Origin of the sequence: Gordonia soli NBRC 108243, assembly GCF_000334455.1 — a bacterium.
Lineage (GTDB): Bacteria > Actinomycetota > Actinomycetes > Mycobacteriales > Mycobacteriaceae > Gordonia > Gordonia soli.
The window spans coordinates 1-12,911 of record NZ_BANX01000019.1 but is presented as its reverse complement, the minus strand read 5'-3'; the positions used below and the strand labels follow the sequence as shown (position 1 = coordinate 12,911).

8 protein-coding genes and 1 pseudogene are annotated in these 12,911 nt (G+C 69.4%); 7 read left to right on the top strand and 2 right to left on the bottom strand.

The genetic code is table 11. The annotated features are described in order from the left end of the window. The first annotated feature begins 64 nt into the window (after positions 1-64). From GS4_RS13165 to GS4_RS13150, 4 genes are all read left to right on the top strand, one after another. Positions 65-2,902, top strand: a complete 2,838-nt coding sequence (locus GS4_RS13165) for a circularly permuted type 2 ATP-grasp protein (RefSeq protein WP_007621289.1) — start codon at positions 65-67, stop codon at positions 2,900-2,902. After that, on the top strand, positions 2,899-3,858 hold the full coding sequence (locus tag GS4_RS13160; RefSeq protein ID WP_007621288.1) for a transglutaminase family protein: 960 nt from the start codon (positions 2,899-2,901) through the stop codon (positions 3,856-3,858). Before GS4_RS13165 ends, GS4_RS13160 begins: the two co-directional genes overlap by 4 nt. 214 nt (positions 3,859-4,072) lie before the next feature. Then, positions 4,073-5,251, top strand: a complete 1,179-nt coding sequence (locus GS4_RS13155; protein WP_040510473.1) for a hypothetical protein — start codon at positions 4,073-4,075, stop codon at positions 5,249-5,251. A 24-nt stretch (positions 5,252-5,275) separates the two neighbouring features. Beyond that, the gene (locus GS4_RS13150; protein WP_040510472.1) at positions 5,276-6,760 is read left to right on the top strand and encodes a replication-associated recombination protein A; all 1,485 of its coding nucleotides are present in this window, start codon (positions 5,276-5,278) and stop codon (positions 6,758-6,760) included. Positions 6,761-6,812: 52 nt separating this feature from the next. Here the strand turns inward: GS4_RS13150 and GS4_RS13145 are convergent, their stop codons facing one another. Both GS4_RS13145 and GS4_RS13140 read right to left on the bottom strand, forming a co-directional pair. Next, entirely contained in the window at positions 6,813-8,093 is a 1,281-nt protein-coding gene (locus GS4_RS13145; RefSeq protein ID WP_007621280.1) for an MFS transporter, read from the bottom strand. A gap of 81 nt (positions 8,094-8,174) precedes the next feature. After that, on the bottom strand, positions 8,175-9,041 hold the full coding sequence (locus GS4_RS13140) for a helix-turn-helix transcriptional regulator (RefSeq protein WP_007621278.1): 867 nt from the start codon (positions 9,039-9,041) through the stop codon (positions 8,175-8,177). A gap of 224 nt (positions 9,042-9,265) precedes the next feature. Between GS4_RS13140 and alaS the strand changes: the two genes are divergently transcribed. The 3 genes and pseudogenes from alaS to GS4_RS13125 form a co-directional block, all read left to right on the top strand. After that, a complete protein-coding gene (alaS, locus tag GS4_RS13135) occupies positions 9,266-12,031 on the top strand; it encodes an alanine--tRNA ligase (protein ID WP_007621276.1) in 2,766 nt (921 codons plus the stop codon). An 8-nt stretch (positions 12,032-12,039) separates the two neighbouring features. Next, positions 12,040-12,471, top strand: a complete 432-nt coding sequence (gene ruvX / locus GS4_RS13130; protein WP_007621275.1) for a Holliday junction resolvase RuvX — start codon at positions 12,040-12,042, stop codon at positions 12,469-12,471. 103 nt (positions 12,472-12,574) lie between these two features. Continuing rightward, positions 12,575-12,911, top strand: a pseudogene (locus GS4_RS13125) (endolytic transglycosylase MltG); the annotation flags it as partial.

Here is a 12,911-nt window from a genome sequence, read left to right as displayed (position 1 = left end):
CCGTGACCACGGCCCCCGGGGCGTCGACATCCCGTCGACGGCCGAGGGCACGTACAGTTCGGCGGTGACTGTTTCGTCGGACGGCCTGCTCTCCGAGGTCTTCGACCGCTATCGCCCGGGCGGCACGGCGCTGTTCGACCTGACCGAGCTGGCCTCCGGCCGCGTCGAGGACCGCATTGCGCCCGCCGACGAGGTACTCGACGAGTCGGGTTCGCCGCGGCCGGCGTGGCACGAACTGGTCGGCGGATACGAGCGCCGGGGTCGCGCGCGGCTCGCCGCGGCCGCCGACCGGCTGGCCGCAGCCGTCCGCGACGACGGAGTCGTCTACAACGAGTTCGACGGGCTGGACACCGTCTCGCGGGACTGGCGCATCGACCCCGTGCCGCTGGTGATCGACGGCGCCGAGTGGGAACGGGTGGAGCGGGCGGTCGCCCAACGCTCACAGCTACTCGACGCGTTGATGCGCGACATCTACCGCGACCAGAAGACGCTGTCCGCGGGCCTGGTTCCGCCCGAGATGGTGTTCGGGCACCCCGGCTACGTCCGCAAGGCCGCGCGGCTCGAGGTGGCCGGGCCGCACGCACTGTTCCTCCATGCGGTCGATCTCGTCCGCGGACCCGATGGACGCATCGTCGCCCACGCCGATCGCACCCAGGCGCCGTCCGGCATCGGTTACGCGACCATCGATCGACGCCTCCTGTCGCGGACCTTCCCACAGCTGTTCCAGATGTGCGCACCGCGCCCGACGACGTCCTTCGCGGGGATGCTGCGGGTGGCCCTTACCGAATACGCCCCGCCGGGTGTCGACGATCCGACGGTCGCCGTCCTCAGCCCGGGCAGTGTGTCGGAGACGGCGTTCGACCAGGCGTACCTCGCGTCGACACTGGGCGTCCCACTCGTCGAGGGCTCCGACCTGACCGTGCGCGACGGTGCGGTCTACATGCGTTCGCTGGGCAAGTTCAAACGGGTCGACGTCCTGTTGCGACGAATCGACGCCGACTACGCCGATCCGCTCGACCTCCGGACCGACTCCCGCCTCGGTGTCGCCGGATTGGTGGAGGCGATCTCCCGCGGGACCGTCACAGTGCTCAACACCCTCGGCAGCGGTGTGGTGGAGAATCCCGCGCTGCACACCGTCCTGGAACGCGTCGCCCCGGTGCTGATCGACGAAGAGCTGGCCTTACCGTCGGTGCCCACCTGGTGGGCCGGTGACGATCGCGATCGGTCGAAGATCGTCGCCGACGTGGCAGCGATGGTGCACACCAACTTCCGGACCGGCGAGGAATTCGTCGGCCCACTGCTCGATCGAGCGACAAGAACCTCGTTGGCGGAACGGATCTCAGCCGAGCAGTGGCCGTGGGTCGCCCGGCCCGCCGAAACCTGGTCGGTGGCCCCGACGATGACCCAGGGGACACCAGCTGTGCCCCGCGGGGCCGTACGACCGGCGTCGGTGTCGGTGCGTGCCTTCAGCGTCGCGCAAGGTCGTGGCTACGCGGTGATGCCCGGTGGTCTGGGTTCGGTCCTCGTCGACGGTCCCGAGGGCTCGGCGCTGCACGCCGTCGCCGCCAAAGATGTCTGGGTGACCAGCGCCGAGGTCGGCGGACACGTCTCCCGTGTCTCGGAGACCCGAACAGACGCATCGACGTCGGCGGATGGCCGGGTGCCGTCGGTGAGCACCCCCGGACGCAGTGACATCGCCGCCGTGGCGAGCCCACGTGTGCTCTCCGACCTGTTTTGGCTCGGGCGCTACGGCGAGCGCACCGAACTCAGCACTCGGATGGTGTCGGTGACGCGGGAACGATTCGCCGACGTCCAATACCGGCCCTGGATGAGCGGCGGTGCCGCGGTCCCGCTGGTGCTCGACGCCGTCGGGCAGGTGACCGGGACGTCGGCCTACCTGCGGACCGACGAGTTGACCGGAGAGGTCGGCGCCGAACGCGAGGCAGGCGACACCGACCAGGTCGATGCGGCGAGCGAGGTCGACCGCGCCCGGCCGACGAGTGGGGCCGGCCCCGAGACCGTCAGGCGCGACATCGCCTGGCTGCGTGAGCCCGCGCAGGTTGCGCGCGCCATGACGATCATCGCCGACCTGACAGTCGCTCGATCGGTCGCCGGGACGATCGCGCACTCCGCCGACCGACTGTCGAGCGCCGCCCGGACCGTCCGGGACCAGATGTCCACCAGCACGTGGATGGTGCTGACCCCGATGAGTCGAGCCCTCACCGACATGACACGCGCGGTGATCGACGCCCGCGGATCGGCCGACCCGGACGGCGCGATCGTCGAACTGGGGGACGACCTGGGCCGGACCCACGACGCGATCCTGCACGTCACCCTGGCGCTGGCCGGGCTGCAGGCCGAATCGATGGTCCACGACGCCGGATGGCAATTCATGGACGTCGGACGCCGGATCGAGCGGCTGGTCACCCTGGCCGACCTGACCCGGCATCTGTTCGGTCGCCGCCACGATGCCGACGTCGAGCAGGTGCTCATCGAGATCTTCCTCGTGGCCAACGAATCGTCGGTGATCTACCGTCGCCGTAACCGTGGGCTGTACCAGGTGTCGGCGGCCACCGAGCTGCTGTTCTTCGACGAGCACAATCCGCGGGCGCTGATCTACCAGCTGACCCGTATCGCGGCCGACCTCACCGCTCTACCGGAATCCGTCCGGTCCGCATCTGCCGAACGAGCCGTCGAGGAGCTGATCGCCGAGGTCCGTCGATCCGACCCTGCCGACCTGGCGCGTTCCGACGCCAGCGGTCGTCGCGGAGATCTGATCGACCTCACGTCCACGCTCGCCGCGGGGATTCGCGAGCTGTCCGACCTGTTGGGTCGCACACGTTTCTCGACCCCCGCGGCAGCGCGGCCGCTCTGGGCCGGTGGAAGCGGGATCGCGCCGTGAGCGCCCCGGGACAACACTCGCCGGTCGTCGCCGGGACCGTCCGGCGCTATCGGGTGACCCACACGACCCGGTACACCTATGACGACGTCGTCTCGTCGTCGTACGGCCGCTGCTACCTCACTCCACGGGCACTGTCCGATCAACGGGTCGAGAGTTCGCAGGTGAGCGTCGACCCCGAGCCCGACGACCGGTCCACGGGCGTCGACGTCTACGGCAACAGCGACACCTACTTCCACGTTCGCACGCCGCACGACGCGCTCACCGTGACCGCGGAATCGGTCGTCGAGGTCGACCCGATCGATCAGGGACTGCTCCTGTCGGCCGCAGCGCTGGGTCCGTGGGAGGAGTGCCGGCCCGCCGGCACATCTGCGCCGGTGGTCGAGTTCGCGATGGACCTGTACCCGGCCGAGATCACCGACGCGGTCCGCGAGTACGCCGCAGAGGTGTTCACGCCGGGGCGACCGCTGCTCGAGGCGATCGTCGATCTCACCAACCGCATCAACACCGACTTCACGTATCGGTCGGGCTCGACCGCGATCAGTACCCGGGTGGCAACCGTGATGGCACGCCGTGAGGGGGTGTGCCAGGACTTCGCACGCGTCGCGCTGGCCTGCCTGCGAGCCGTCGGCCTGGCCGGGCGCTACGTGTCCGGCTACCTCGCCACCGAACCGCCGCCCGGTCGCGAACGGGTCGTCGGCGCCGACGCCAGTCACGCGTGGGCGGCCGTGTGGTTGCCGGGGGAGCGCTGGCTCGCCTTCGACCCGACCAACGACAAATTGGTCGACGAACGACACGTCACCGTCGCCTGGGGGCGCGACTACGATGACGTCCCGCCGTTGCGCGGCGTGATCTACACCGAGTCGTCGTCCAGCCGGATCGAGGTCTCGGTGGACGTCGCGCCGATCGATCCGGCGGCGTCGGGGAACCCCGCGAATCGGGCTTCGGACGCGCATTGAGATCTTGACGACTGTCCGGATTCTCACACGGTGGACCGGACCGCGGTTCACTTCTGCTCGGTCCGAAAGCTTCGGGTATCACGGGGATTCCGCATCGTCCGTGCTATCCGGGCTTTCGCTGCACGTCGGTTGTCGTGACGGCATGGCGACCACGTTGCGGATGGATGACGAGCGGTGACGCCGGACGGATCCAGCGGGTACCTTGAAGGGCGACATGACGGTAATAGCGGAAAGTCGTATCACCAGCGTGGTACGCGCGGCAGAGGCGGTGCTGTCGCATCGCGCCGGAGCAGCGGTTTCCCTGGCGGACCCCGAGGACCTCGGCGGAAGCGGACGTACCTCCGTGATCCGGGCGCGAGTCGTCCGGAATCCGCTGTCGATGGATCGCACCCTGGTCATCAAGGCACTGCCCGAGGACGAGGACCCGCACGCCTTCCACCGCGAGCTGGCGTCCTACAAGTACGCGACGGCGCTGCCGACCGAATCGCGGCCGGGTCCCCAATTGATCGCCTCCGACCCCGAGGCACGGGTACTCGTCCTCAGCGATCTCGGACACGGCCGTTCCATGACGGCGTTGCTGTCGGGTCCCGACATCACCGAGACCTCGCATGCCGTCAGCGCCTGGGGACAAGCCCTCGGACGGATGCACGCGGCCACGGTGGGCGGGGACGCCGACTTCCGTGCGCTGTTGCGCCTGGGGTCGGTCGCCGCCGACGGTATGGACATCCTGCGCGAGTCCGCCGAGCGGTCGATCGACGGCGCGCCGTCGGTTCTCGCGGACCTGGGCGTCGAGCTGACGGATCCCGTGGCCGACGCACTGCGCGCCGCGTGCGGCCTGTTCACCGACGGTGAGCACCGGGCTTTCAGTCCCTCCGACGTCGGTCCCGAGAACATCCTCCTCAACGACGTCGGCGTGCGGTTCATGGACTACGAGTGGGGCGGCTTCCGCGACGCGACCCTCGACGTCGCATACGCGGTGGTCACCTTCGGCGCCCGGCTGAGCACTGCGAACATCGCGCATCGGGTCGACCTCGAGGTCGCACTCGTCGACGCCTGGCGCTCCGAGGTGTACCCGATCTGGCCGATCCTCGGGCATGATCGCGACCTCGGTCGCAAGGTCCTCATCGCACGACTGCTGTGGGTCTGGTTGTCGACGGTGTGGATGCTGCCCGCCGACGGCGACGGGGCCGGTCAGTTCGCCGACGATTCGGAGACCGTGGTCGCCGTCCCGGCCGGATACACCCACGACTGGGCGCTGCACACCAACGATCCCCGGGTGATCGTGTCCCGATGGTCCGACCTGGCCGCGGCAGCGGTGCGTGCGTCGAACACCGACATCGCCGACTTCGCGACGTCCGTCGGTATCGCGCTGCAGCGCGACTGGCTCTCCTGAGCAGCCGGCGTGGCCGATCCCACCATGGACGGGTTGTTCGATCCACCCGCCCCCGCGGGCAGCGTGACGACGGGGTCGTTGTCGTCACCCCCACCGGCATCGGCGCCGCTGGCCGTCCGCATGCGCCCTCAGTCGCTCGATGAGATCGTCGGGCAGGAACATCTACTCGGTGCGGGTTCGCCGCTGCGACGCCTGATCAGCGGTTCGGGTGCAGCATCGGTGATGCTGTACGGCCCGCCGGGTACAGGGAAGACCACGATGGCCGGCCTGATCTCGAAGGCGACCGGCGGTCGGTTCGAGGCGTTGTCGGCGTTGTCGGCCGGAGTCAAGGAAGTGCGTGCGGTCATCGATGTCGCGCGTCGCCGGCTGGTCGACGGACAGCAGACGGTCTTGTTCATCGACGAGGTCCACCGTTTCTCGAAGACCCAGCAGGACGCCCTCCTCGACGCAGTGGAGAACCGCATCGTGCTGTTGGTCGCCGCGACCACCGAGAATCCGTCGTTCTCGGTCGTGGCCCCGCTCCTGTCGCGATCGTTGGTCCTGCAGCTGCGGCCGCTGGGGTCGGAGGACATCCGGGCAGTCCTCGGTCGCGCGATCGATGATCCGCGCGGGCTCGGCGGTCGCGTCCGGGTCGCCGACGAGGCACTCGACCATCTCGTCGCAGTCGCCGGGGGCGATGCGCGCCGCGCCTTGACCGCTCTGGAGGCCAGCGCCGACGCCGCGCTGCGGCACGACCATCAGCCGGTGTCCGACCTGGATGGCCCCGAGCCCGATCCCGATGATGACCCCGGTATCAGCGAGTCGGGTGTCGGCGAGTCCGACGCCGGCGAGCACACGCCAGACGTGGGCCCGCCCACGATCGCGGTGGCCGACGTCGAGGCCGCGATCGACCGGGCCGCGGTGCGCTACGACCGGGACGGTGACCAGCACTACGACGTGACGAGTGCGTTCATCAAGTCGATCCGGGGCTCCGACGTGGACGCCGCGCTGCATTACCTCGCGCGGATGATCGTCGCGGGCGAAGACCCCCGATTCATCGCGCGCCGCTTGATGATCCATGCGAGTGAAGACGTGGGGATGGCCGATCCCACCGCCCTGCAGACGGCGGTCGCGGCCGCCCAGGTGGTCGCACTGGTCGGGATGCCCGAAGCGCGGCTGGCGCTCACCCAGGCGACGATCCATCTGGCCACCGCGCCGAAGTCCGGAGCAGTGGTGTCGGCGATCGGTGCCGCCGTGTCCGACGTCGAGGCAGGCAAGTCGGGCACGGTACCGGCGCATCTGCGCGACGGGCATTACGCGGGCGCGAAGGACCTCGGCAACGCCATCGGTTACCGCTATCCGCACAACGACCCCGACGGTGTCCTCGCTCAGCAGTACGCACCCGACGAGCTCGTCGGCACCGATTACTACCAGCCGACCGATCACGGGTTCGAGCGCGAGATCGGGGCCCGTCTCGGTCGATTGCGGTCCATCGTCCGCGCCGGGGCGGGGCGTCTCCGCGGTCGGTGACGTCCGCGGACCCCACCGAGCGCGATGTGTCCCACCTGTGCCGCCGGGGCGGTCAGTTGTCGGCGGGCCGGTGACCGGTGGCGAAGGCGAGGACTGCCGCCGCCACGACCATCCCGGCGCCCATCCACACCGGTGACACCCATCCGAGCCCGACCGAGATGGCGAGCCCGCCCAGCAGGGTGCCGATCGCGTTCCCGACGTTGAAGGCGGCGATGTTGGCGGCCGAGGCCATGGTCGGGGCGTCCGAGGCGAACCGGATCACCCGCAGCTGCAATGGCGGACTGGTCGCGAACCCGACGGCGCCGATGACGAACAACATCACCGCGGTCGGGATCTGCCAGTGCGCGACAAGCCCGTACACGACGAGCGACGCGGTCAGCAGGACCGGAAGCCCGCGCAACGCCAGGGGCAGGTTGCGGTCGGCCAGCCATCCGCCGGCGAGGTTGCCGACGAACAAGCCGAGACCGAAGAGGACGAGCAGCCACGGCACCGCGCCCGATGAGAAGCCGGTGACGTTGGTGACCAGGGGCTCGACGTAGATGAACGCGCCGAACAGTCCGCCGAACATCAGCATCGTCAGCGCGACCGAGACGACCACCTGTGGTCGGAGCAGCACCCGGTACGCGGAACCCGCCGGCTGCGGCGGAGCCGGACGGTCAGGTACCAGGGCGAGGATGCCGACGAAGGCGACGACCCCGACGGCGGCGACGACCCAGAAGGCGGCGCGCCAACCGAGGTTCTGGCCGACGAAGGTGCCGAACGGGACGCCGAAAACGTTGGCCGAGGTGAGTCCGCCGAACATGATCGCGATCGCGCCGGCGCGGCGATGAGGCGGCACGAGGTCGGCAGCCATCACCGCACCGATCCCGAAGTAGCCGCCGTGGCACATCGCGGTGACGATGCGTCCGACCAGCGCGAGTTCGAAGCCGGGCGCCAGCGCGGTGATCGCATTACCGACCACGAACACGACCAGCAGGATGAGCAGGGCGGATTTCGGCGGTCTGCGGGTCAACGCTGCGGTGACGGTGAACGCGCCGACGGCGACCGCCAGTGCGTAACTCCAGATCAACGCGCCGGCCGTCGGCACGCTGACCCCGAGAGATACCGAGACGTCGGTGAGCAGTCCGGAGATCACGAACTCGGTGAGTCCGATGCCGAAGCCGCCGATGGCGAGTGCGATCAGGCCGGCCGGGACCCGGGAGCCGGGTGCGGCGCTCGGATCGTCCGGTGAGGCGGCGGGCAGCTTGTCATCGGGCCGCTCGTCATCAGGCTGAGTGTCGTCGGGCTGAGTGTCACCGGATCGCGTGACGGCGGACTGGTCCAGTTCGGACATGGGCGCTCCTGATTCGGGGGTGTGCGGGCAGGACGAGATCACCGGACGACGAGGACGTCTGGCGTTGGGGGCGAGGTCAGGTCAGGTCGTGAGCGTCGTGCTCGCGAGCAGGCGCAGCGCGTCGTCGTCGCGCGAACCAGGCACGGCGTGCATGAGCATCAACCGATAGCCGTCCTCCTCGGGGAGGTGCAGCATCTCGTAGCGGAGGTCCAGGGCACCGACGACCGGGTGGTGGAACTTCTTCGTGCCGTTGGAACAGAGGTCGACGGGGTGTTCGGCCCACAGTCGAGCGAATTCCGCGCTGCGCACACTCAGATCGCCGACCAGCCGGGCGATCTCGTGCTCGGTGCCCAGCGGACCGGTGACGTAACGCAGGGACGCGACCGCGAGCGTCGCCTCGTGTTCCCACTCGCGATGCAGGGATCGGGCGGCCGGATCGGTGAACAACATCGAGACCTTGTTCGGGGGCTCGTCACCATACGGCTGGGCCGGCGGTAGATGTCCGGCGATGACGGCATGCCCCAGGCGATTCCATCCGATGACGTCCTGGACCGGCGAGAGCGCCAGCGCGGCGACGTCCGGCATCCGCTCGAGCAGTGTCACCAGCCCGGCGCGAAGCCCGGGACCACGCTGCGCGGGTGCGGTGACCGCGCCGGCGAGACGGTGCAGATGGGCGCGCTCGACGTCACCGAGGCGGAGCGCGCGGGCGATGGAATCGAGGACCTGGGGCGACGGATTGGTCGCGAGCCCCTGCTCGAGGCGCGTGTAGTAGGTCAGTGACACCCCGGCGAGCTCGGCCAGTTCTTCACGTCGCAGACCGGGTACCCGCCGTGGGCCGTTGCTCACGACGCCCAGCTGGTCGGGGCTGAGCGCGGCCCGGCGGCTACGGAGGAAGTCGGCGAGGTGTTCCACCGGTGATGGGGTCCCGCTCGTGGCGTGCGGTGTCATGGCTCCATCGTGACCCCGACCGACGAATTCTTCCTGTCCCTGTCGGTGACAGGCTCGTCGTGGGGCCACGTGCCCGGTGCGAACTGGCCCGGAGTCCTACCGGCTGTAGTCTGGTGAGTCGCAGTTCGTCATCGGATTCCCGCGCCGGCACCCGCCGACGGCCGGCACCCGACACACGATCCGCCCCGCACCGACGCCACCACACGACCGAGGACGACACCCCAGTGCAGACCCATGAGATCCGGAAGCGATTCCTGGACCACTTCATCAAGGCCGGCCACACCGAGGTGCCGAGCGCGTCGCTCATCCTCGACGATCCGAACCTGCTGTTCGTCAACGCGGGCATGGTGCCGTTCAAGCCGTACTTCCTCGGTGAGAAGACGCCGCCCTTCGATCGCGCGACCAGTGTGCAGAAGTGTGTGCGCACCCTCGACATCGAAGAGGTCGGCATCACGACGCGCCACAACACCTTCTTCCAGATGGCCGGGAACTTCTCGTTCGGCGACTACTTCAAGCGCGAGGCCATCACCTTCGCATGGAGCCTGCTGACCAACAGCGTCGCCGACGGCGGCTACGGCATCGACCCCGAGAAGCTCTGGCCGACCGTGTATCTCGACGACGACGAGGCCGAGGCGATCTGGCGCGACGAGATCGGTGTGCCCGCGGAGCGGATCCAGCGTCGCGGACTGAAGGACAACTACTGGTCGATGGGTGTCCCCGGCCCGTGCGGCCCGTGTTCGGAGATCTTCTTCGACCGTGGCCCCGCATACGGCCGCGAGGGCGGTCCGGAGGCCGACGAGGACCGGTACATCGAGATCTGGAATCTCGTGTTCATGCAGAACGAGCGCGGTCCCGGTGGCGGCAAGGACAACTACGAGATCCTCGGTCCGTTGCCGAAGAAGAACATCGACACCGGTCTGGGAATCGAGCGGGTGGCGTGCATCCTGCAGGGTGTCGACAACGTCTACGAGACCGATCTGCTCAAGCCGATCATCGACCTCGCATCGGAGGTCACCGGACGCGGTTACGGTGTCGGCAACCACTCCGACGACGTGCGTTTCCGCGTCATCGCCGACCACGCGCGAACAGCGGCACTGCTGATCGGCGACGGCGTGCTCCCGGGCAACGACGGTCGGGGATACGTGCTGCGTCGACTGTTGCGCCGCGTCGTGCGATCCGTGCGGCTGCTGGGCGCCGGGAGCGGAGCGAGCGGGCCCGATGGTGGGGGCGCCGGGAGCGGAGCGAGCGGGCCCGATGGTGGGGGCGCCGGGAGCGGAGCGGATCAGCCGCCGACGATGGGGCGGTTCATCGCGACCGTCATCGACGTGATGTCGCCCTCGTATCCGACTCTCGCCGAACAGCGTGATCACATCATCTCGGTCGCAGTGGGCGAAGAGAACTCTTTTGCCAAGACCCTCGCGTCCGGCTCCAAATTGTTCGCCGATGCGGCCGCGGCGACCAAGTCCGCGAAGAAGTCGGCGCTCAGCGGGGCGGATGCCTTCACGTTGCACGACACCTATGGCTTCCCGATCGACCTGACGCTGGAGATGGCGAGCGAGGCGGGCCTCTCGGTCGACCAGGAGGGCTTCACCGCCCTCATGGCCGAGCAGAAGGCGCGCGCGAAAGCCGATGCGACCGCGCGGAAGTCGGGGCACGCCGACCTCCGGGTCTACCGCGACTTCCTCGATCGCGGGCCGACCGAGTTCACCGGGTTCGACGAGCTGGTCTCCGAGGCGCGGGTGTTGGGCATCGTCGCGGGCGACAGCCGCGTCCCCACCGGGTCGCCCGGCCAGGAGCTGACAGTGGTCCTCGACCGGACCCCGCTGTACGCCGAGTCCGGTGGGCAGATCGCCGACACCGGGACCATCACCACCGGTTCCGGTGTGCGACTCGCGGTGCGGGACGTCCAGAAGGTCGGCAAGTCCGTCTGGCTGCACAAGGTCGTCGTCGAAGAGGGCGAGATCACCGAGGGTGACGAGGTCATCGCATCCGTCGACCAGGGCTGGCGTCACGGCGCGACCCAGGGCCATTCCGGCACGCATCTCGTCCATGCCGCTCTGCGGCAGGTACTCGGCCCCGGCGCGACGCAGGCGGGCTCGCTGAACCGCCCCGGCTATCTTCGTTTCGACTTCCACTCGGGGCAGCCGGTCACCGAGGAGCAACGCCGGCAGATCGAGGAGATCAGCAACGCCGCCGTCGAGGCCAACTATCCGGTGAACACGTTCGAGACCGGAGTCGACGAGGCCAAGGCGATGGGTGCGCTCGCGCTGTTCGGCGAGAACTACGGAGACCTGGTGCGGGTCGTCGAGATCGGCGGTCCGTTCTCGATGGAACTGTGCGGTGGTACCCACGTCGCATCGTCGGCACAGGTCGGGCCGGTCACCCTGATCGGGGAGTCCTCGGTCGGATCGGGTGTGCGCCGCGTCGAGGCCTATGTCGGGATGGACTCGTTCCGTTACCTGTCGAAGGAGCGAGCGCTGCTCGCGGGTCTGGCGTCGTCGTTGAAGATCCCGTCGGGCGAGGTACCGGGACGCGTCGAGCAGTTGGTGAGCCGACTGCGGGATGCGGAGAAGGAAGTGGAACGGCTGCGTGCGGAGTCGGCGCAGGCGGCGTCTGCGGGGCTTCTCGACCGTGCGGTCACCATCGGCTCGACGCTGGTGGTCGGCGACCGGTTGCCCGACGGACTGGATGCGAACGGTTTGCGTGGTCTGGCAACGGATCTGCGCAACCGTGCCGGTGACCGAGCGGCCGTGGTTGCCCTGTTCTCGGTGACCGGTTCGGGTTCCGACGCCAAGGTCCCGTTCGTGATCGCGACGACGCCTCAGGCGCGCGACGCCGGCATCAGGGCAGGCGACATCGTAAAGGAGATCGCACCGCTGGTGGGTGGTCGCGGCGGTGGCAAACCGGACCTGGCACAGGGCGCGGGCACCGATGCGGCGGGGATCGATGCCGCGCTCGCGCGGGTGCGCGACCTCGCGGGCGGGCGTTGATCGGCGCGATGACCCTCGATCGTGGTCGCCGCCTCGGCATCGATGTCGGCAGCGTGCGCATCGGCGTCGCGGTATGCGATCCCGACGGCATACTCGCGACGCCGGTGGAGACGGTGGCGCGCGATCGGCGTGGGGGCACCGACATCGAGCGCATCGCGGCGCTCGTCGCCGACTACGAGGCGGTCGGTGTGATCGTCGGGTTGCCGCGCACCCTTCGCAACGAAGACGGGCCGGCGGTCAAGGCCGCGCGCGGTTTCGGCCGGCAACTCGCGGGCGAGATCGCGCCCACACCGATCGAGTACGTCGATGAACGCCTGACCACCGTGACCGCGACCGCGGCCCTGCGCGCCAGCGGAGTATCCGCGAAATCGGGGCGCGCGGTGATTGATCAGGCGGCTGCGGTCGCTATTCTGCAGGGGTGGCTGGATGCGCGCCGATGAGTGACACCTGCGTGCACCGGACCACCGTCGGTTCCGGTCGCCGGTCCCATCTCGTCCGTTCGCGCACAGACCAGCTTCTCGGGAGCCAGGGAGGGAACGCCCGGTGACAGACGAACGGCATCGCCGCCGTGATCACGGTGAGCAGGTGTCGGAGGGCGTCGATCTCGATCGCCTCCGGTACTTCACCCAGTCGGCCGACGGCGGCCCCTCGACACGTCATCGTCGTCGTCGGACCAACGCCGTCGGGGATCCGCTGACCGACACCGGTGCTCAGGAGATCATCGCCCGCGCGTCGGGCAATCCGCCGCCCGCGGCACCGCCTCGTCGGCCGGCACCGGGTCGGCGACGTCCGCCGGAGCCGCCGGTCGCTCCGCGTCCGCCGCAGGGGGCGCCGCCCGCGACCGGGGGCCAGCCGGCCGTCCCGGAAGACGGTGACCGGG

What these genes read in the sequence shown, in the direction of transcription:
- GS4_RS13155 (WP_040510473.1), top strand. Translation starts at nt 4,073, where the DNA reads ATGACGGTAATAGCGGAAAGTCGTATCACCAGCGTGGTACGCGCGGCA.
- GS4_RS13150 (WP_040510472.1), top strand. Translation starts at nt 5,276, where the DNA reads ATGGACGGGTTGTTCGATCCACCCGCCCCCGCGGGCAGCGTGACGACG.
- GS4_RS13145 (WP_007621280.1), bottom strand. Translation starts at nt 8,093, where the DNA reads ATGTCCGAACTGGACCAGTCCGCCGTCACGCGATCCGGTGACACTCAG.
- GS4_RS13140 (WP_007621278.1), bottom strand. Translation starts at nt 9,041, where the DNA reads ATGACACCGCACGCCACGAGCGGGACCCCATCACCGGTGGAACACCTC.
- ruvX (WP_007621275.1), top strand. Translation starts at nt 12,040, where the DNA reads ATGACCCTCGATCGTGGTCGCCGCCTCGGCATCGATGTCGGCAGCGTG.